The 20,176-nt window shown below is 29.4% G+C and carries 21 protein-coding genes and 2 pseudogenes; 7 read left to right on the forward strand and 16 right to left on the reverse strand.

Annotated features, from left to right (window positions below):
- Positions 1-103 precede the first annotated feature (103 nt).
- Genes pseA through hisF form a run of 3 tightly spaced genes read left to right on the forward strand, consistent with a single transcriptional unit; the run spans position 104 to position 2,589 of the window.
- A complete protein-coding gene (gene pseA / locus ELQ09_RS01100; protein ID WP_134224892.1) occupies positions 104-1,240 on the forward strand; it encodes a pseudaminic acid biosynthesis protein PseA in 1,137 nt (378 codons plus the stop codon).
- A complete protein-coding gene (gene hisH, locus ELQ09_RS01105; RefSeq protein WP_087684633.1) occupies positions 1,237-1,842 on the forward strand; it encodes an imidazole glycerol phosphate synthase subunit HisH in 606 nt (201 codons plus the stop codon). Before pseA ends, hisH begins: the two co-directional genes overlap by 4 nt.
- Positions 1,843-2,589: an imidazole glycerol phosphate synthase subunit HisF gene (gene hisF / locus ELQ09_RS01110; protein WP_070248708.1), complete on the forward strand. Its 747-nt coding sequence runs from the start codon at positions 1,843-1,845 to the stop codon at positions 2,587-2,589.
- On the opposite strand, the gene pseH is transcribed toward hisF, so the two are convergent.
- The 3 genes from pseH to pseF are packed head-to-tail and all read right to left on the reverse strand — an operon-like array spanning position 2,554 to position 4,530.
- On the reverse strand, positions 2,554-3,027 hold the full coding sequence (gene pseH / locus ELQ09_RS01115) for a UDP-4-amino-4,6-dideoxy-N-acetyl-beta-L-altrosamine N-acetyltransferase (protein ID WP_070248711.1): 474 nt from the start codon (positions 3,025-3,027) through the stop codon (positions 2,554-2,556). The two genes, hisF and pseH, sit on opposite strands and share 36 nt — an antisense overlap.
- Entirely contained in the window at positions 3,024-3,848 is an 825-nt protein-coding gene (gene pseG, locus ELQ09_RS01120; RefSeq protein ID WP_070248714.1) for a UDP-2,4-diacetamido-2,4,6-trideoxy-beta-L-altropyranose hydrolase, read from the reverse strand. Before pseG ends, pseH begins: the two co-directional genes overlap by 4 nt.
- The gene (gene pseF, locus ELQ09_RS01125) at positions 3,832-4,530 is read right to left on the reverse strand and encodes a pseudaminic acid cytidylyltransferase (RefSeq protein WP_070248716.1); all 699 of its coding nucleotides are present in this window, start codon (positions 4,528-4,530) and stop codon (positions 3,832-3,834) included. The genes pseG and pseF overlap by 17 nt, the downstream gene beginning before the upstream one ends.
- Positions 4,531-4,621: 91 nt before the next feature.
- Between pseF and ELQ09_RS01130 the strand changes: the two genes are divergently transcribed.
- Positions 4,622-5,833: a DUF2920 family protein gene (locus tag ELQ09_RS01130; RefSeq protein WP_070248718.1), complete on the forward strand. Its 1,212-nt coding sequence runs from the start codon at positions 4,622-4,624 to the stop codon at positions 5,831-5,833.
- A 58-nt stretch (positions 5,834-5,891) separates the two neighbouring features.
- Here the strand turns inward: ELQ09_RS01130 and ELQ09_RS01135 are convergent, their stop codons facing one another.
- Positions 5,892-6,929, reverse strand: a complete 1,038-nt coding sequence (locus tag ELQ09_RS01135; protein WP_134224977.1) for a 3-oxoacyl-ACP synthase — start codon at positions 6,927-6,929, stop codon at positions 5,892-5,894.
- Between the two features lie 106 nt (positions 6,930-7,035).
- Between ELQ09_RS01135 and ELQ09_RS01140 the strand changes: the two are divergent.
- Positions 7,036-8,108 (forward strand): annotated as a pseudogene (locus tag ELQ09_RS01140) (acyl carrier protein).
- Here the strand turns inward: ELQ09_RS01140 and ELQ09_RS01145 are convergent.
- The 4 genes from ELQ09_RS01145 to ELQ09_RS01160 are packed head-to-tail and all read right to left on the reverse strand — an operon-like array spanning position 8,105 to position 11,274.
- On the reverse strand, positions 8,105-8,332 hold the full coding sequence (locus ELQ09_RS01145; RefSeq protein ID WP_070248722.1) for an acyl carrier protein: 228 nt from the start codon (positions 8,330-8,332) through the stop codon (positions 8,105-8,107). The pseudogene ELQ09_RS01140 and the gene ELQ09_RS01145 sit on opposite strands and share 4 nt — an antisense overlap.
- Positions 8,333-8,334: 2 nt before the next feature.
- Positions 8,335-9,054: a formyltransferase family protein gene (locus ELQ09_RS01150; protein ID WP_134263712.1), complete on the reverse strand. Its 720-nt coding sequence runs from the start codon at positions 9,052-9,054 to the stop codon at positions 8,335-8,337.
- On the reverse strand, positions 9,054-9,779 hold the full coding sequence (locus tag ELQ09_RS01155) for a GNAT family N-acetyltransferase (protein WP_070248726.1): 726 nt from the start codon (positions 9,777-9,779) through the stop codon (positions 9,054-9,056). The genes ELQ09_RS01150 and ELQ09_RS01155 overlap by 1 nt, the downstream gene beginning before the upstream one ends.
- Positions 9,766-11,274 (reverse strand): AMP-binding protein, encoded by a 1,509-nt coding sequence (locus ELQ09_RS01160; protein ID WP_134224978.1) that lies wholly within the window; start codon positions 11,272-11,274, stop codon positions 9,766-9,768. The genes ELQ09_RS01155 and ELQ09_RS01160 overlap by 14 nt, the downstream gene beginning before the upstream one ends.
- A 60-nt stretch (positions 11,275-11,334) precedes the next feature.
- On the opposite strand from ELQ09_RS01160, the gene ELQ09_RS01165 reads away from it, so the two are divergent.
- Positions 11,335-12,546, forward strand: coding sequence for a DUF2920 family protein (locus ELQ09_RS01165; RefSeq protein ID WP_134263713.1), 1,212 nt, complete (start codon positions 11,335-11,337; stop codon positions 12,544-12,546).
- 13 nt (positions 12,547-12,559) lie between these two features.
- Here ELQ09_RS01165 and ELQ09_RS01170 read toward each other — a convergent pair whose 3' ends face one another.
- From ELQ09_RS01170 to ELQ09_RS01195, 6 genes are read right to left on the reverse strand one after another with little or no spacing between them, the layout of a single operon-like run.
- A complete protein-coding gene (locus tag ELQ09_RS01170; RefSeq protein ID WP_070276746.1) occupies positions 12,560-12,781 on the reverse strand; it encodes an acyl carrier protein in 222 nt (73 codons plus the stop codon).
- Complete coding sequence (locus ELQ09_RS01175; protein WP_070276744.1) at positions 12,781-13,842, reverse strand: beta-ketoacyl-ACP synthase III; 1,062 nt, start codon at positions 13,840-13,842, stop codon at positions 12,781-12,783. Before ELQ09_RS01175 ends, ELQ09_RS01170 begins: the two co-directional genes overlap by 1 nt.
- A complete protein-coding gene (locus tag ELQ09_RS01180) occupies positions 13,832-15,394 on the reverse strand; it encodes an HAD family hydrolase (RefSeq protein WP_070316978.1) in 1,563 nt (520 codons plus the stop codon). Before ELQ09_RS01180 ends, ELQ09_RS01175 begins: the two co-directional genes overlap by 11 nt.
- Positions 15,391-15,807 carry a VOC family protein gene (locus ELQ09_RS01185; protein WP_044780600.1) on the reverse strand — a complete coding sequence of 139 codons (417 nt, stop codon included), beginning with the start codon at positions 15,805-15,807 and terminating at the stop codon, positions 15,391-15,393. The genes ELQ09_RS01180 and ELQ09_RS01185 overlap by 4 nt, the downstream gene beginning before the upstream one ends.
- The gene (locus tag ELQ09_RS01190) at positions 15,800-16,693 is read right to left on the reverse strand and encodes a class I SAM-dependent methyltransferase (protein ID WP_070316979.1); all 894 of its coding nucleotides are present in this window, start codon (positions 16,691-16,693) and stop codon (positions 15,800-15,802) included. The genes ELQ09_RS01185 and ELQ09_RS01190 overlap by 8 nt, the downstream gene beginning before the upstream one ends.
- Entirely contained in the window at positions 16,690-16,920 is a 231-nt protein-coding gene (locus ELQ09_RS01195; RefSeq protein WP_070316980.1) for an acyl carrier protein, read from the reverse strand. Before ELQ09_RS01195 ends, ELQ09_RS01190 begins: the two co-directional genes overlap by 4 nt.
- A 90-nt stretch (positions 16,921-17,010) precedes the next feature.
- Between ELQ09_RS01195 and ELQ09_RS01200 the strand changes: the two genes are divergently transcribed.
- Positions 17,011-17,754 carry an AAC(3) family N-acetyltransferase gene (locus tag ELQ09_RS01200; protein WP_134263714.1) on the forward strand — a complete coding sequence of 248 codons (744 nt, stop codon included), beginning with the start codon at positions 17,011-17,013 and terminating at the stop codon, positions 17,752-17,754.
- Here ELQ09_RS01200 and ELQ09_RS01205 read toward each other — a convergent pair.
- A pseudogene (locus tag ELQ09_RS01205) lies at positions 17,737-19,052 on the reverse strand (DUF4910 domain-containing protein). The gene ELQ09_RS01200 and the pseudogene ELQ09_RS01205 sit on opposite strands and share 18 nt — an antisense overlap.
- On the reverse strand, positions 19,045-20,175 hold the full coding sequence (gene pseC / locus ELQ09_RS01210; protein WP_134224567.1) for a UDP-4-amino-4,6-dideoxy-N-acetyl-beta-L-altrosamine transaminase: 1,131 nt from the start codon (positions 20,173-20,175) through the stop codon (positions 19,045-19,047). Before pseC ends, ELQ09_RS01205 begins: the two are co-directional and overlap by 8 nt.
- Position 20,176 lies beyond the last annotated feature (1 nt).

The following is a 20,176-nucleotide window of genomic DNA, read 5'->3' on the forward strand; positions in this document are numbered from 1 at the left end:
CTATATTTTTGTTATTTTATTTTTATTATAACAAAATATTTATAATATAATTATACAAAGTATAGATGATATTACTTGGTATATTTTAATATTTGAGGGAAAAATGAAATTCTGTAAAAAATGTGTAATGCCAGATACTAAGCCTGATTTGCATTTTGACGAAGAGGGGGTTTGTGATGCTTGTCGTTCTCAAGAAGCTAAAAATAAAAAAATCAATTGGCAAGAAAGAGAAAAAGAATTTTTTGAGCTTGTAAAAAAGTATAAAAAACATCCCGCTTATGATTGTGTTATCGGAGTAAGTGGTGGAAAAGATTCTACTTTTCAAGTAGTTAAAATGCTTGAACTTGGACTTAATCCTTTATGTGTGTGTTTTGAGCCTAGTGTGCCTACGAAAATAGGGCGCAAAAATTTAGACAATTTAAATCATCTTGGCGTGGATTTAATCCATATCAAGCGTGATCCAAAAGTTTATCAAAAACTTGCTCGTGAAGCTTTTATGAGAACAGGGGATAATGAGTGGCAAAACCATTTGGGAATTTTTACTTCTGTTCCACGCATAGCGGTAAATTTTGGAGTGCCTTTGATCATCTGGGGAGAAAGTCCGCAGATAGAGTATGGCGGTCCTGCGAGTAGTAAAAATAAGAATATTTTAGGTAGAGAGTGGCTTGAAGAATTTGGTGGACTTTTAGGAAATCGTGCTTCTGATATGCTTGGGGTAAATGGTATCACTGAAAAAGATTTATTTTTATATACTTATCCAAGCGATGAAGAACTTCAAAGAGTAGGGGTTACGGGGCTATTTTTAGGGTATTATTTTAAATGGGACTATAAAAAAATTCTTGAAATTTCTAAAAAATATGGTTTTTTAACTCTAGATCATCCTGTTGAGACTACTTATGAAAATTTTGAAAATTTAGATTGTTATTCTAATCATGTGCATGATTATTTAAAATACTGTAAATATGGCTTTGGTAGAGCAACAGATAATGCTTGTTTGGATATTCGTTTAGGTTATATCAGCCGTGAAGAAGGGGTGCGTTTGGTGCAAAAATACGATGGCAAACCCCCTAAAAAGGCTATTAAAAAATACCTTGAATTCAGTGGTTTTAGCGAGGAAGAATTTCAAAAAATAGTAGATTCTTTTACCAATAAAAAAATCTTTAAACGTGATGAAAATGGCAAATTTATAAGAGATTATGATGGTTCTTTGGTAAGAAAAGACGAGTGTGTTTTAAAATGATAGCACTCATTGATTACAAGGCAGGAAATTTAAACTCAGTTGCTAAGGCTTTTGAAAAAATAGGAGCTACAAATTTCATAGCTAAAAATCCAAAAGATTTGCAAAAAGCAGATAAGTTGCTTTTACCTGGAGTGGGATCTTTTAAAGAAGCGATGAAAAATTTAAAAGAACTTGGTTTTATAGAAGCTTTAAAAGAGCAAGTTTTGGTGCAAAAAAAACCTATTTTAGGCATTTGTTTGGGAATGCAGCTTTTTTTAGAAAAGGGCTATGAAGGTGGAGTTTGCGATGGGCTTGGTTTTATAGAAGGTGAAGTTGTAAAATTTGAAGAGGATTTAAATTTAAAAATCCCACACATGGGTTGGAATGAGCTTGAAATTTTAAAACAAGAACCTTTGTATCAAGGCATAGAAGATAAGAGTGATTTTTATTTTGTGCATTCTTTTTATGTGAAATGCAAAGATGAATTTGTAAGCGCTAAAGCACAATACGGGTATAAATTTGTCGCATCTTTACAAAAAGATCATATCTTTGCGACGCAATTTCACCCTGAAAAAAGTCAAAATTTAGGCTTAAAACTTTTAGAAAATTTTATAAGGCTTTAAATGTTAAAAACTAGAATTATCCCTTGTGTTTTACTAAAAAACGGACAACTTGTTAAAAGTATAGAATTTAAAGATTTTCGTACTATAGGACACTTAACTTCAACAATGAGAATTTATAATGCACGCAATGTTGATGAGCTTATTATCTTAGATATAGATGCTTCAAAAAGTGGAGAAATAGACTTTGAAAGTATAGAAGATCTTGCTAAAGAATGTTTTATGCCCTTAACTATAGGTGGCGGGATAAAAACTCTTGAAGATATACAAAAGATTTTAAACTTAGGTGCGGATAAAATTTCTATCAATTCTAAAGCCTTAGAAGATGTGGATTTTATAAGTAAAGCGGCTAATCGTTTTGGTTCTCAATGTATAGTTTGCTCTATAGATGTTAAAAGAAAAGGGGATCAATTTTGTGTTTATGATAGGGGAAATTTACTTGAAAAAAGTCCTTTAGAACTTGCTTTAGAATACGAAAAAAAAGGAGCTGGAGAGCTTCTTTTAACCTCTGTGGATTTTGAAGGAAAAGCAAAGGGTTATGATTTAGAACTTTTAAAGATCTTTCAAAATAAACTTAAAATTCCTCTTATCATCAATGGAGGACTTAGCAATCCAAGTGATGGAGTTAAAGCTTTAAATTTGGGTGCAGATGCTTTAGCGGGGGCTTATATTTTTCATTTTTCTAAGTACACCCCTAAAGATGTAAAAGAAGAATTAGCTAAGCAAGGTTTTGCAGTGAGATTGCTTTAGGCAAACATAGTAAAAATCTTTATCTTCATCATAAATAGTAAAATGATTTTGTTGATATAATTTTAAAGCTTTGTGATTATTTTTAAAAACATAAGCTTTAAGAGTATCTACTTTTAAAATTTCAAAAGCGTATTTTAGAATTTCATTCATTAAAATTTGTCCTACGCCTTTTAAATCAGGTTTTGCATAAAGTCCAAATTCGCAAGATTTAGTTGTGATATTGACAAAATCAATCACACCAATAATCTGCTCATCTTGAAAAACTAAAAAATATTTTTTATTAGAATCTTGATGTAATTTTTTTAAAAATCTTAAATGTTCTTCAAAATCAATTTGTTTTGTTTTCATAAATTGACTAATATAAATATCATTACGCCATTTAAAAATCAGTTTTATTTCTTGAGAATTGAGTTCTGTGAAATTTTTAAGTTTTATCAATACCTATACTCCACTTCATAGCCTTTTTTAGCAAGCCAAGTTGCTGTAGGTTCTTGATTTTTAACATAACAAATAGCTTTGAAATTTGCCTTTAAAAGCAAGGCTTCATTGACTAAAGAACTTGCACTGATGATGAGTTTATTGCTTTCATTCATCAATTTTGCAAGATTTTCATGATCGATAAATAATCTAATATTACTATGTAATTTTTCAAATTTTTGTAATTTTTTAAGATTGGGATTAGAAGAGCTAGTTGCAATGCTTATGATTTTTGTTTTAGGCAATTCGCTAGCGATTTGCAAGGAGAGATTTTTTGTATCAGTTCCGCCCATGCAAATAAAAAAATCATATTTTTTTTCTCTATTTTCTTTAGCTTCTTGATAAAATTCTTCTCTGATTAAGGCATAAGAAAAACCACATCTTACTTCGCATTTAAAAGGCACTAAACCTTCATAATCACTTGCTTTTGAGTAAGCATTGACATTGAGTAAAATGTCACAATGATGAGGCTTTATCTCATCATCAAAGCTTAGAATTTTCACCCCTGTTTCAAGCTTGATCAGCTTTTCATCATCTACGCTGATGCCATAGTGATCAATGATAAGAAGTTCAAATTTTTCTTCTTTGATGAGATTGATAAGTTCATAAATGCTTTCACTATCAAGCTCATAAACAGGATAAGGAATTTCATCGATCAAAGAGCCTTCTAAAGGCAAACAAGCAAAACTTACGTCATCATATTGTTTAGCTAAGACTAGGTCGCGTTTAATGTGTCCAAAGCCTATTTGACTGGAGCTATCGCTTCTAAAAAGCACTTTCATAATTTACCTTATAAAGTATTTTTGCAAATTCTAAATCTTGCATGGTGTCTATATCGCAAACTAAATTTCTTGGTAATACAAACGCACTAGAATGAGGTTTAAACATAAAATCTTCTTCAAGCCAAGCCTTGCTTGTGCCAAAATAAAAAGCTCCTGCATCATGATAAGCTTTTATTAAGTCTTGTGAGCGGCTTTTATAATGTTTTTCATCAAACATATAAACCTGATTGTTCTCATTTAGATAAAAGGCCCTTTGTATAGGATACTCAAACTCAGTGGCAGCAAATAAAAACTTGCTTTGATTTTGGATAAATTTTTCATAGGCTTGTTTTAAAATGTCTTTGTTTAACAAAGGAGCAGTAGCATAAAGGCAGCAGACATGATTATAAATTTGACTTTGGCTTTGTAAAATTTCTATAGTATTTTGCACTACAGCAGTGCTTGAAGCATAATCATCGCTTAAATTTTTATCACGCACAAATGGAGCTTTTGCACCGTATTTTAAGGCTACTTCTATGATTTCTTCATCATCGCTTGAAAGTATTACTTCATCAAAAATGCCTGAATTTAAAGCATTTTCTATGCTATAAGCGATTAAAGGTTTACCTAGAAAATCAATGATATTTTTTTTAGGAATTCTTTTTGATCCACCGCGTGCAGGGATTATGCAAAGATTTTTCATAGTTAAGCCTTGTTTTTTGTGTTTTATTTTACTAAAATTTAAGTATAATTGTCTTTAAAATACAATAAAATAATGCAAATAGGGTGGAATAATGCTTATAAACCAAACCTTTGAAATTGATTCTTGTGATGATGTAGAACTAAATATCAAAAGAACCAGTAAGCTTGAATACCGTATAAGTTATGATGATGAAAAAGAGATTAAAGCCATAGTTTTTATAATAGGAGGTTTTGGAGCTAATGCAAATATTTCTTTTTTAGATTTTGATAGAGAATATATCGCTAAAAATTTTGATGTTGTAGCGGTGCATGTTTTTTATCATTGTTTTTGTGCAAGAAAAAGTATTGATCAAAAGTACAATCCAAAGCTTATTCCTAATCAAAATGACTTAGATCGTATCAATGGTATTTTAAAAAATATTAATTTAGGACACTTGTTCGCTAATGAAAATAATTTCGAGCAAATTATTCCTCTTATAGAACAAAGAGCTGGAGAGATTAAACAAGCAGGTTTAGTTGATGAAAGCCAAAAAATAGAACTTTTTTGCGATTTTGTCCCGCCTAATGGAGACTATCAAAACTATGGTATTATGGCAGCTATTGATCATATTAATGCTTTAAAAGATTTAGTTAAACGCTTTCCAAAATTTGCAGATTTACCAAAAATTTATGGAGGGGGGTCTTATGGAGGATACCTATCTTTACTCATAGCAAAAATAGCTCCTTGGTATGTGGATGGTGTGATTGATAATTCGGGTGTTTGTTTGCCATTTTTGCCGCATATTTTAGGAAGAGATATGGATCAAGCGGAATTTGTCTTTGAAGGAGATAATCATAGGATTTATCCTTTTGTGCAAAAATATTGGACACGTAATGTGGATTCATTCTTTTATTTTAGTGATGAAAACTATTTAGTAAGAGTGATTTTAAATTTAAGTCATCTTAAAATTCAAGCGAGCTATAACACCAAGATAGTTTTTGTAAGCTATCATAGTCAAAGAGATCAAGGTGCCCCTGCTGAAAATAAAATTCAACTTTATGAGATTTATAAAATTTTGGGTTATGATGCCACTTTACATATAATAAAAGATGAAAGTGATATAGACGGAAGATTTATAAAAAGTTTAGAACATGGCATGAGAATAACAGATAAAGCTTTATTTAGAAAAGAACTTCCTTTAATGCTTGAGAAATTACAAGGAAGAAATTCTTTAATGCAAGAAAATTCTATCTCTTATCCTTGCAGGGATAAGATATTTGTATTTAAGGATGTAAGAAACAGTTTTAAACTTCAGATTATTTGAATTTTATTTTTTAAAAATACAGAAAGTTTATCTAAGATTAAAATAAAACATTAAGAAATTATTTTTCAAAGTCGATAATTTTAATAAAGCTTTTGATTTTGCTAAAATCAATTTTTAAACTCATTGCATTAAAAGTAATCCCTGTGCCAAAGCTAGCCATAAAGATTTGTTTTAAATCCCCCCCCCCGCTAGCTGTTTTTATTATCTTTTGATTATAGTTTGCTAAATCTAAAGCTAGCTTGTTGATGGTTGTATCACCATAATTTTCTAGAGTTTCATCTTGTTTGATTTCTTTAAAGCCTAAAAGTTCTAAAAGTTTAGTCTTTATAAAATTATTAGAACTTTGAAGAAAAAACTCGTCTATTTTATTTTTTTCTAATTTAAAATTATTGAAAAAATCATTAAAGAAAATAGGAAAATTTTTATTTAAATGAGAGAATGTTAGATTTCTATCCATATCGATAAAGTCATTTGCTTCTTTAAAACATTTTACAGGAAAGGTTTCTTCTGTGGAGAAATCAGAAAAGATTTCTTGCGAGAATAAAGCTTTTTCTTTTGTGTTAGATTTTTCAATTAAAATTGCACTAGCACTATCACTATTGCTAAGATACGTGACTTTATTATTTTTTGATATTTTTTTACTTTTTACGCTTACACAAACTAAAGCAACTTTTTTAATATCTTTATTATCTAAAAGTAAAAAAGATTGGGATAAACCTTGTAAAAAACCTGAACAAAAAGCGATATTATCATAACATAATGTTTTTTCATTAAGATTTAAATTTTTATGAATTAAACTTGAAAGCGCTGGGGCTAAAAAATCTGGCGTAAAACTACAAACTAAAAGCACATCCAGCTCGTTTTTTGAAAGTAATTTTTCTTTAAAAAGTTTTTCTAGTGCTTTACTAGCTAAATCGCTTGCAAAAATATTTTCAGGACATACGAAATGATTTTTTATACCGGTATTTTGTTGTAAAATTTTATATTTACTTTCACTTAAATTGCATTGTTTTAATTCTTCATTTAAAGAGTGAGAATTTTTTGGTAAAACAACACTAATGGCTTTGATTGTATGTGAGTTAAGTTTTAGTTTCATTTTTTATTCTTTATTTTAATTTTTTTATTTAAAGAATAATAGCGTATCTTGGCTTAATATTTTAAGGAGAATTAGGTTGCAATTTCGAAAATTTTAAGGACATAAAATGACAGCGTATTTACATATAGGAACTACAAATACAGGAATCCAAGAAAAAAAGGCTTCTTGATGCAAAACGAAGAAAAGCTTTTGCAAAAAGGTTATATTTACCCAAAAAGTCTTAGGGTGGCAAATAGACACTGGGCTTTAGTGGATATGGTTTTAGAGTTGGTTCAAAAAGAAGATATTTTAAAAAAAAGAGAGTGTTTTAAGCCATATCACAAATGAAAGGCTTCTTAGAATTATAGAAAATTTTAAAACTGAGAGTTTTTTACATAAAAATAAAAAATTTATTTTTTCAGCTGAGGGTATAGTTTGGGATTTTTCCAGTAAAAAACATGTAGAAATTTTAGAAAAGATTATGAGAGAGTTAAGGCTTTACTCAAATTTATATTATTGTATATTTTAGAGATACTTTGGGTTATTTAAACTCATATTGTTCTCAAGATCATAAAAACAATATGGGGTATTATTCTGCTGATTTTGCCCCACAAGATCATCCTAGAAAATATATTTTTGACTATGAGTGGATTTGTAAAACTCATGCTGAGGTATTTGGAGAAGAAAATTTGATAGTAAGACTTCTAAGGGAGGATTATGTAGGAGGGACTTTGCTTAAAGATTTTGTTTATCATTTAGGACTTGAGTGGGATGAGAGTTTTGTTTTAAAATAAACCAAAAATGAAAGTTTTAATCTTTTAGGAATGGAACTTATGTCAAGATTAAACCAAAAAGATTTAAAGCAGGATAATCTTAATTCTTTGCTTTTTATGGCAAGGAGAAAATTTGAAGGCAGTAAAGAAAAAAGATTAAAATTTGCAGTGCAAAAAGATATTGCCAAGGCTTATGTGGATTATTTTGCTTCTTCGTTTGAATGGGTAAAAAAACAAATATTTCCCGCATAAAAATTCTCTTTTTACTCCTGTGAATTGGGAAGAATACGAACAAAATTATACTTTAACTCATATATTAAGTAAAGATTGGGATGATGTGGTAGATTTTATAGCACAAGTTATTGTTTCTAAGAATGAAATTATTAACTCCTTAAAAGAGCAGCTAGAATTTACAAAGAAAGATTAGTCTTTCATTGCAGTTTCAAGCATTTTTTTGATATTTTCAAAACTTTCAAAATTTTCAGGCGTGATAAATTCCGCTTTTAAGGGTTTTTTATAAAATTTTTCTATTTCAGCAACTAAAGCCATGATATCAATACTATCTATAATATCTTCACTGACTAAATTTTGCATACTCTCATCGATATCAGCTCTATCTATATTGATGAAAAATTGTTTGATTTCTTGCATTTTTATTCCTTTGTGATTTTTAAAATGGTATTATCGCTTAAATTTAAAATTAAATCAAGTTCATTGATCTCATAAAACAAAATTTCTTTTTCCTCTCCTAAGATTTTCAATTTAGCCTTAGGCACTCCGCTTAAAGCGCCACAGTCCATAGCTCTTAAAAAGCGAGAAATTTTTTCTTTATCCCAAGTAAGATCTAAATAACCCTCATTTGGCAAAGCCAATTTTTTGTGATACCCCCCCCCTAAAGTTTGAATTTTAAAGATCTTATTTTCTAAATTCTTTAAAGCTTCTTTAAATGAAGCTATAGCAAGTTTGTGTTGGGCATCTAAAAGACTTAAGGCGGTAAAATTATCATCAAGCTTTATTTCTTTTTGAGTTAAAATCGCACCCGTATCGATACTTTCTTCAACTATGTGCCAAGTAATGCCTGTTTTTTTATCATTTTCCCATATGCTCCAAATTCTTGCATTACATCCTTTATGAAAAGGCAATAAAGCATTATGATAATTTATAATGGTATTATTTTGCACACATTCTTTTTTGAAAATATAAGAATTATTTGCACTAATAATAAGGCAGTTTTTAAGATTTTTACAAAAATCATCTAAATTTTTTAAATTTTTTAAAAAAATCACTTCTTGATTAAAAAAATCACTAGCTATTTTTTGACATTCTTTGACGACTTTTCCTGTACCTATGATATAAATGTGTGAGTAAGTCATTAGAAATTCCTATAAAATTTTAAATTAATATGATTAAAGCAAAAACCCGCCCTTTTATAAAAATTAATGGCTTTTTGATTTTTTTCTTCTACAAAAAGTTTAAAGAATTTATTTTGAGTATTGGCTGCAAAATAATGATTTAGTAAAGCAAAAGCCACATTTTTATGCTTTAAATTTCTATCTACAGCTATAAAATCTAAAAAATTAGCATTGAGAGTTTGAGTGTAGATCAAAGCAGCGTGAATTTTTTTATTTTCTTTATAAACAAGTATATTGGGTATTTTTTCTTCAAGATTTTTTTGTGAAAAATAAAACAAATATGGATCAAAATATTTTCTAAAAAAGCTATAAAGTTCTTTGCTATCTTCATGTAAGGCTTTGGAGATAAAGCAAAATTTACTCGGTTTTATCTCTTTGTTAAGCACCATTTGTTTGTGATTGAGTATTTTTTTAAAATGATTAAGTTTTAAAAATTCATCATGTAAAGCATCCTTAGGGGCTTTGCTTAAGATTTTTATATAACATGCTTTTAAATCATAATCTTGCAAATCATTGATAAAATAATACAATAAACCATCTATGCGATTAAAAAAGAAAAAATTATTATTTTCATGTTTTTCTAAGATGAGTTCTTGTTTTAAAATTTGCTCTTGAATTAGATTAAAATTATCATAACAATTGCTTAATTTAAACCCTTCATAAAAAGCTTTTTCAAATGAGTTCATGTAAGGCTTTCCTATCAACTTTACCATTTTGATTGAGTTTAAATTTGTCAATTTTAATAAAATTTTTTGGGATCATATAGGAAGGTAATTTATCTTTTAAAAAAGCTTTAAAATTAATCTCATCTTTGCTTTCATAAAAACAAATAATATCTTCTTTAAAAATACAAGCACTATTTTTTACACTTGCATGAGAATTTATCACGCTTTCTATTTCTCCAAGTTCTATTCTATGTCCCATATATTTGATCTGATTATCCGCTCTACCATAACATAAAAGCTCTTCAAATTCATTATAAGAAACGATATCTCCTGTTTTGTACAAAAGATCTAAATAATTATCATGCAAAGGATTTTGAATAAAAGCTTGTTTGGTTTTTTCTTTGTCATTATAATACCCTAAAGACAAAGAAGTTCCACGCACGAAAAGCTCTCCTTTAACACCTATTTGTTTAGGGCTTATGAAATTCATATTTTCATCAAAAACTAAAAGTTCTGTGTTTTTACATGCTTTACCTATAGGTAGAAGTTCTTCATCTTTAAAAGTGCGATTTATGATATAAAAAGAACACACATCAGTGATTTCTGTTGGACCATAAAGGTTAGCAAATAAAGCATTGGGTAAGTGTTTACGCCAAATATTTAGCTGTTTATTAGGCATGATTTCACCGCAAAAAAGTATCTTTTTTAAGGTATTTAAACTAAAATTATTCAAAGCTTCAGTATTTGCAAAATAAATCAGCACCGAAGGTACCCAAAATATAGCGCTTACTTTTTCTTTTTCAAGGCATTCTAAAATTTTATTTGGGAAGGCAAAAAGATGATTAGGTAAAAGGTGTAAAGTTGCTCCTGATTTTACACTTGAAAAAATATCTAAAACACTATTGTCAAAATAAAATGGCGCTTGATTGGCTAAAATTTCATTCTCGTCAAATTTAAAAGTCTCACATACCCAAAAAGTATAATCAATCACACTCTTATGTGCTATGCTTACTCCTTTAGGAATGCCTGTACTCCCACTTGTAAAAAGCACATAGAGTAAATTAGTATCTATGTGTTTTTCTTTTGCATTTTTTATTGCACTCTCATCTATATTAAAACTTTCAAAGTCTTGTGTATAAAGTGTAGGCAAATCTAAGTTAAAATTTAAATCCTTTGAAGTGATAAAAAGTTTAGGTTTTAAAACCTCTATAACTTTTTCTACTCTTTCTTTAGGACTTTTCTCATCTAAAAGGGTATAAAAATTTCCACTTAATGCCACTCCAAAAAATGAAATCAAACAATCAATCCCTTTAGGCAAGATGATTAAAACAGGAGCTTGAGTAGGATTATCATTTCCTAAAGTTTTTAAAATTTCACTGGCTAGTTTTTTAGAAAAAAGATTAAAGTCTTTATAAGTGATTTCTTTTCTTTGCTTAGCAAAAGGTTCTACAAAAGCAGTTTTTTCGCTAAATTTGATTAAACTTTTTTCTAAAAAATCGTAGATATGAGTTGCCATGATTTGCCTTTTTAGTTTTTTGTAATATAATATCGATAAATTAATAAAAAAGGCCTTTATATGCTTATAAACCAAACCTTTGAAATCGATTCTTGTGATGATGTAGAATTAGGCATTAAAAGAACCAGTAAGCTTGAATATCGCATCAGTTATGATGATGAAAAAGATATCAAAGCTATAGTTTTTATCATAAGAGGTTATGGAGCTAATGCAAATATATATTTTTTAGATTCTTATAGAAATTATATTGCTAAAAATTTTGATGTAGTGACAGTAAATGTTTTTTATCATTGTTTTTGTCAAAGGCGTTCGGATGTTGAGAAATATAGTGCTTTTACAATATTTACAATAGAAGATTTGCCAAATTTATCTCAGGCTTTATTGGAAATAGGTGTTAATATCAATGTCAATCTTGAGAATGCACAACAATGTTATGAATTACTTAATCAGAATATTACTACTTTAAAATTACAAGGAAAACTAGTACAAAATTATCAAGCGAAATTTACTTCAACTTTTATCCCACCTAATGGAGATTATCAAAATTTTGGTATTATGGCAGCTATTGATCATATTAATGCTTTAAAAGATTTAGTTAAACGCTTTCCAAAATTTGCAGATTTACCAAAAATTTATGGGGGGGGGTCTTATGGAGGATACCTATCTTTACTCATAGCAAAAATAGCTCCTTGGTATGTGGATGGTGTGATTGATAATTCAGGATCCGCCTTACCTCCTTTGATTTATATTTTAGGAAGAGAAATGGAAGGCGGTTGTGATTATGTATTTAATGATCCAAATACTCTAATAGAATGTTTTCTAAAGACCCACTGGACACGTAAAGAAAATTCACCTTATTTTTTTAATAATGAAAATTATTTTATTAGAACATTGTTAAATAAAGATCATTTGATTTTACAAAGTCAAAAAAATAAAAATATCATTTATGTGAGTTATCATAGCAAAGAAGATCCTCTAACTCCAGCAAATTTTAAAGAACAAACCATGCAAATATTAAAAATTTTAGGATATGATGTAAGCTTAAATTTGATAGATGAAAATAAAATTGATGGAAAATTTATTAAAAATTTAGATCATGGTTGTGGTATACCTGATAAAGCCTTATTTAGAAAAGAACTTCCTTTAATGCTTGAAAAACTACAAGGAAGAAAATCTTTAATACAAGAAAATTCCATCTCTTATCCTTGTGGAAATAAAGTATTTACTTTTAAAGATGTGGGAGATAAATTTGAATTAGAGATAAAAGATTAAAACCTTAAAGGTTTTAATCAAGCTTTGCTAAATCGATTAAATCACTCACTTTTTGACAATTTTTCAAATCTTCGGCTGTGATTTTTAAAGCAAAAAGATTTTTATAAAGAACCATTACAGATACAAAAGCCAAACTATCCCACTCATCTATATTATCAAGTAGCATATCTTCATTTAACTCTTCATCTCTATGCATGGCTTCTTTAAGCTCTTCTAAAAATTCAGTTTTTGTCATTATTTCTCCTTTGTGTAAATTAAAATATCTTTTGTGTATAAATCCTTGAAATTTAGCACCGCACTTCCCCAACTAAGCCCTGCGCCAAAAGCACTTAAGCTTGCTTTAAATTCTTTTGGAGTATCTAACTCGCAAAGTAGGGCAGGTAGTGAACAAGCGCTTAGATTAGCGTATTTTTCCATGATGAAATTAGGAACTTTATCATTATTAAGTTTTAACTCTTCTTTAATACAATCAACCAAATACGCATTAGATTGATGAAAAAGATGAAAAGCAATGTCTTTTTCTTCTACCTTGGAAAATTCTAAAATTTCTTTAAAGCTTTTAGGTTCGCATTCTAAAGCCATATTAAAAATATTTGCTCCGTCCATGTAAAGATTTTCTAATTGTCTAAACTCCTCAGTTTGCATGAGCGAATCATTGTTAAAAATATCTGCTTTAGGTATTCTCATCGCACCTTTTGGAATGATGAGTTTATCAAAATGTCTCCCATCACTTCCAAGTTCAAAAAAGGCTTCATTAAAATCCGTTTTTTCAATCAAAGTTGCGCTTACTCCATCGCCAAAAATAGGGGCTAAATTCATATTTTTAGGATGGATGAATTTGCTTAAAGTATCCCCACAAATGAGTAAAATTTTACCTAAGCCACTTTGTATTAAAGAATGAGCGACAAATAAGCCGTATAAATACCCTGCACAAGCTTGTCCTAAATCAAAAGCTATGGTTTTAGAGCTTAAATTTAAAAGTTGGTGTAAATAACAAGCCGTAGAAGGCATGAAAAAATCAGGACTTTGAGTTACTACGATGAGTGCATCAAGGCTATTTTTATCTATATTTAAACCTTGTAAAAGTGTATTGGCTGCGTGTTTTCCAAGATCGCTTACGCAAGTGTTTTCATCGCAAATATAACGCGTGTTTAAACCTATGACTTTTTTCATTCTTTTAAGGGTTTTAATATCATTTGAAAAAACGCTTTCTAACTCATCATCAATGCAAATTTTATGTTCAGGTACGCTTACGCAAATGCCTGAAATTTTGGCTTTATCAAATCTAGTTTTCATGGATTATAAGTCCTTTAAAATTTAAATTTTGAAATGAAACAAGGGCTGAGTTTTTTTCAATTTCTTTAGAAATTTGTTCTAAAAAGCTTAAAAATGGCATATTTCTTTCGCCTTTTTGATAATAAAGCCTTGCATTATTGTTTTTAAGATTGAAGAATTTTAAAGCTAGTTCAAAGGCTTTAAAAAACATTCTAGTTTCAAGTTTTCTACCTAAAGCCCTACAAGAAATACAAAGATCATCGATAAATAAATTTCCTTCTTTGCAAGAAAAAACAAAAATAGCGATAATCCCACTATCGCTTAATTTATCACTCATGCTCACACTTACAATGAGTTCTTTTTGCATATATTGTGCGACTTTTTCTTGATTTAAGCGTGTGTAATTAGCGATAAATTGATTGGTTTTGCCTAAAAGTTCGCTAATGCGAGGGATATTTTGTAGATCATTTTTGCTAAAATTTAAGCTGATTTCAAGATTTTGAAAATATTCTTCATCACTTAAGCTTTTAAGCTCTTCTCTTAAAGCATTGGCTGCTATATCTTTGGCACGAATTTGATCTTCTTTGGTATTTGAAAGTTTTAAAAGATTAGGAAAAAGCTTGATTTTATAAAGTATATTTTCATCACATAAAAGTGTTTTAACACCTGTAAATTTGGTATTTTCAAGCTCGGCGATATTATCATCTATAAAAAGCATAGCGTTAGTATTTATATTAAATTTTTTAGCAATTTTTAAGATATTTTCACTTTTTGGCTCCCAATTGATCATTCTAGCATCAAAATCATCCCATTGTAAGATGAAATCTTTCCTTGTTTCAAAAAGTTTTTTTGCGTCTTTTTCTTCATTTTTTGAAGCTAGGGCAAGTAAAAAGCCTTGTTTTTTAAAAGTTTTAATTTTTTCTTGTAAGGTTTTGTGCAAAGGACTTAAATTAAGATTATCTATACCCTCTTCACCTAAAATTCCTTGATACAAGGTATTATCAAGATCAAGCACAAGAGCTTTAAGAGCAGGTTTTATGAGTGCAGGAATGAGACTGAGTCCTAAAATTTGTGCTAAGAAAATCAAGGCTTTATTATTAAGCTTAGAGCCTGTAAGTTCTTCTTTAGCTAGGTCTAAAATATCTTCTTCATCAAAATACTCTTTTATGAGTTTTTCTATGTTGAAAATTTCGCAATTTAAAATTTTTTTATCTGTTTTAAATTCTCCTAAACTAAGGACTAAAATAGGGTTTTGTGAAATTTTTCTTAATTCTAGAAGTTTTTCTTCTAGAAAATTTTGCACATTATTTTTATAGCGGGTTAAATCCAGCCATAAAAGTTCTAAATTAGCTTCTTTAAAATTATCAAAACTCAAGCTATCATCATAAGAGCTGAAATTAAACTCAGCTCTTAAATTGGCAAAATGTAAAAAAGGAGCAATGATACTTTGCACTCCTTCAAAAGCATGATTTCTATGGATATTGATAAGAAGATCTTGACTTTTACTAAAGTCTAATTCTTTGGCAAATTTTATAAGCTCATTGCGTTTTAAATGAGGCGAGAAAAGATTCATTTTAGCTCCACAAGTTCGATTAAAAGCCTATTTGGCATCATGATAAAACAAAGTTTAGCAAAATAGCTTGCTTGCATAATAGGAACAATACAAATGCCTTCTTGTTGTTCCAAAAGAATTAAATCTTGGGCGATATTTTTACTTTCATAGGCTAAATGATACATTTTGGTATTATTTTTCAAATAGCTATCTAGTGGGCCTTTATCGTTTAAATTTTGCAAAAGTTCAAATCTATACTGTGGAAATGCTTCATTGCAAGGAATGATAAATTCGCCTCTTACTCCTTGTTTTTCATCTATAAATTCTGCTTCTTTGTAAAAACCTAGTTTAAAAAAACATTCCCTTTCTTTTTCTAAATTTTTACAAGCCACACCTATATGATGAAGGGGTAAATTGAGTGTTTTATCAAGCATTTAAAACTACTGCCATAGTGATAGCATTTTTAAATTTCAATGCTTTTTCTAAACTATAATCATTTGCCATAAAACATTCATAAGTCTTAAGCTTTAAGCCTGATTTTTCTATCAAATCTTTAACTTCATCAGGATGGGAAAATAAATAAATATGATCAATAGCAGGAGCATTGATAGGAATAGTTGCAAAAATTTCTCCCCCATCACTAAGAAGTTCTTTGGATCTTTTAAGAAATTCAAGAGGCTTTTCTACATGTTCTAGTACTTCTCCAATCACTATCAAATCAGCTTTTTTATCAAAATCATAAGTAAAAAAATCTTGACATAAAAAATCGCATTTTGTAATCAGTTCTCCTATTTGTTGTTTTACCATCTTTTGAGCAAGTTCGCAACTCGTTGGAGAGATATCAAGTCCATAAAAGGCGGAAAATTTACCACTTTTAACTGCTCTTGCAAAATATTCTCCATGGCCAGGGCCTATTTCAAAATAAGTTGTTTTTGGAGTGAAATTTTTTAAATATTGTGAAAAATACTTTCTCACTTTAATATGAGCTATCCAAACAAAAGAAGAAAGAGCTAAGCCTATCATGTATTGTTTCATATAGCTTTCATTAAAATAAACTTTATCCTTAACTTCATCAAAGTTAGAATAGCGATAAGTCCCGTTTTCTATGAAAAATTTTGTTTCTTCTAAAGTATCGTTAAGGATCAATAAATAACAATCGCATTGTTCTTCTATGTTGATACCATCTTGAATATAATAAGAAATTAATTTATCAAATTCTTCTTCGTCTTCTTGTGAAAATTCAATTTTTTTAAGATATTTAGAATGGATAGGATTTTTTTGAGCAATGGCTTGAAATAATTTTTCAATATTTTCTTTCATTTTTTGGCCTTTAGGGTTTGAATTTTTTCTAGTAAAGCGTTTTGAGATTTTAAGAGACTTAAATCTTCTTTGTTAAATTTGATTTCAAATTCTTCTTCTAAACTCATGATGATATCAATATGAGCTAAAGAAGTCCAGTTCTTGCAATTTTCCATGCTTAAATTTGTATTTTCATCTACTTTGGTTTCAAGGATATTTTCTAAAATTTCATAAAATTGTTTTTTCATTGTATGGCACTTTCTTAAGAATATCGAAAATTAATATATTGTATCATAAAATTTTTCATTAATTATAAAATATTTTATTTAGGTTTTAACATGGAAAAGATAATACGATTTATAAATTTCTTAGAGTTAAATAAAGATGATTTTATTTTATTTACAGGGAATTTAATGCAATTTTTACAAAATATAGATGGAGATAATAGAAAAAAATTAAATTTTTTATTAGATTGTATGAAAGATAATGTAGATACATTAGCTATTCATACTTTTAATTGGGATTTTTGTAAAGGTTTGGCATATGATATTTTAAATTCTAAATCACAAACTGGAGCTTTAGGTAATATAGCTCTTAAAAGAGATGATTTTAGAAGAACAAAACATCCTATTTATTCTTTTGCGGTTGCTGGAAAATTTCAAAAAGAACTTGTTGCACTTGAGAATAAAGGAGCTTTTGATAATAATTCTCCCTTTGCTTTTATGTATAAAAATAATACAAAAATGATTATTGTAAATTTGCCTTTGCAAGATTCTTTTACCTTTGTGCATTATGTGGAAGAATGTTTAAAAGCGGATTATCGCTTTAACAAAAGTTTTGAGGCTTTATATACAGATGAAAAGGGATTTACGCAATTAAAAACTTATGATATGTTTGTTCGCAAAGATGGAGTTTTAACGGATGTTAATGGTTTGGAAGATCTTTTTATAAAAGAAAATGTGATGGAACTTAAAAAATTTGAAAATCTTTGCATTAAAAAAATTGATTTATCTAGGGCATATGACATAATTGTTAAGGATATTAAAGATAATCATGCTAAAAATTTAATGAGTTATGCTTAAAAGTTTATATTCTAAGATTTTTTCCAAAAGTTCTTTAAATTCATAAGCTTGCATATTTAAGATATTGGCTATATCGATGATATCATTTTTTCCATCACAGTAAGCTAGAAAATTACAAGCTAAAGGAATGTCATTAGCAGTGCTAAGGGTATGGTATAGCCCTCTTTTGCCAAGATTGGGTTCACATATTATGGTGTTTTCATATACGGCGTTGATTTCTAGATTTAAAATCATTTCTTGTATGCTTTGAAGTCCTCCCATTAAACCTTTTTTGGAAATAAAATTGAGATCATCTTTACTAGTGTGGTATTGTTCGTATTCTAGGTATCTTGTGCGACATACTCCTACTATGCCAAGATTTACAAGCGGAGCATTGTATTGTCTTTCATCACTTCCACGATCTAAAAAACTAAAAGCTTTGAAATTTTCTTTATTTTTAAGCGTATGCAGGGCAACTTTATCGCTTAGAGTGTTTTCTTTAGGTGTATGTATGAGTGAGTAAGCATGATCATCGCCTAAGCAAGAAAGCACAAAGCCTGCTTTAACATGTTTTTTTAAATGCTCTAAATGTTTGTTAAGATAGACTATAGAGCCTATGGTTTCAGGGATGATGACAAAGCGGTAATTATATCTTCTTTCTTTTAAACTCAAAAGCCATTTTGCTAGAAAAATAGCTACCACAGGCCCGCTAAGCTCATTATTTGCCATGGAAGGGTGGCAAAGATAGGTTGAAATTAAAATTTCATCTTTTGAATTTTGCGTACTTGGTAGGATAAAATCAGCATAATCTAAAACCCCATTTTCATCATGTTTCGCATCGATATAGACTTTGTATTTGCCTTTTTTAAGTTTTTTTCTTTCATTGTGTGTGAGACAAAATCCCCAACGCCTTTTATAGTAACTCGTTACGTAAGGAATGGCATCAGGTATTTCTTCTATGGAGTAAAGATGATCTTGAAGCTCTTCTAGTTCGATTTCTTGATCGATGGCTTCGCTATAGTTTAGAAGGTGTAAATTATGCTTTTTAAAATCACAAATTTTTTCTCCCTCTGGAGTGATGATATAGGCTTCTTTAACATTCCATTCATCAGGGACTATCCAGTCAAAAACCTTTGTACCACTTTTTATAGAGTGAAATTTGAGTATACCCCCCCCAGAGTTTTATTTAAAATTTCTAAGCTATCTCTAAAACCTTGCCCTGTGATACTCCTAGCGATAGGAAAAAGTTCACAAGCTAGTTCATACATAGCCTTTCCGGTTTGGCTAAAATCTTGACCTCTAAAGTCTAGCTTATCCACAATATCCCTTTTTAACTTTTTCAAGAATGCTAAATAAAGTATCTTTTATAAATTTTGCATCTTTTAGATTCATTTCTTGATGACAAGGTATGCTAAGCTCGGCTTTGTAAAAATTATCCGCATTTTGGAGTTTTATTTCTCCTAAGAGTTTTTTATAAAAACTAAACTCATAAGTTGGTTTATAATGTACCTGTACGCCAATTCCTGCATGAAGTAAGCTTTCAAAAAGCTCTTCTTTTTGACAATAAAATTCAGGAAAAAGCAAAATAGGATACAAATGTCTTGAACTTTTTTTATAATCTTTGATTTTTATCGTGGAAAAATAAGGATTTTTTTCAAATTCCTTATCATAAAAACTTGCGATTTCTTCTCTTTTTCCAAGATTGTGATCGAGTTTTTTAAGCTGATTTATCCCTAAAGCACAAGCAACATCACTTAAGCGGTAATTATAGCCAAGTTCTACCATATCGCTATCCCAAAGTCTTTTTTTAATTATGCCGTGACTTCTTAAAAGCTTGATTTTAGCGATAAGCTCTTCATTATCACTCACCACAGCCCCGCCTTCAAAAGTGGTAATAGGCTTAACAGGGTGAAAAGAAAAGATAGAAAGATCGGCTTTTTTCCCTACTTTTTCACTTTTATACAAAGCGCCTAAAGCATGGCTTGCATCATCGATTAAAGGAATATTATATTTTTTAGCAAGGTTTGAAATTTCATCCATTTCAACGCTATTGCCCGCAAAATCCACTACGCTAATAACTCCTATATTTTCACTATCTTTTAAAAGTCTTGCTTCTAGTTTTTTTTCATCAATATTGCCATCGTTTTTAATGTCGATAAACTCTACCTTGGCCCCAGCCATTAAGGCCGCATTAGCTGTAGCAGCGAAGGTTAAAGGAGTGGTTAAAACGATTTTTTCTTGGACACCTAGTGCTGTGTAGGCAAGATGAAGGGCTGAAGTGGCTGAGTTTAACACACAAGCGTATTTTACATCCACATATTCACAAAGGGCTTCTTCAAATTCATCTACCTTTTTACCCCCTGTTAAAATTTCATCTTTTAAAGCTTTTATAAGTGTATCTATATCACTTTGATCGATGTTTTGATGAGAATAAGTAAGCATT

Source organism: Campylobacter sp. CH186, from assembly GCF_004378925.1.
Taxonomy (GTDB): domain Bacteria; phylum Campylobacterota; class Campylobacteria; order Campylobacterales; family Campylobacteraceae; genus Campylobacter_D; species Campylobacter_D jejuni.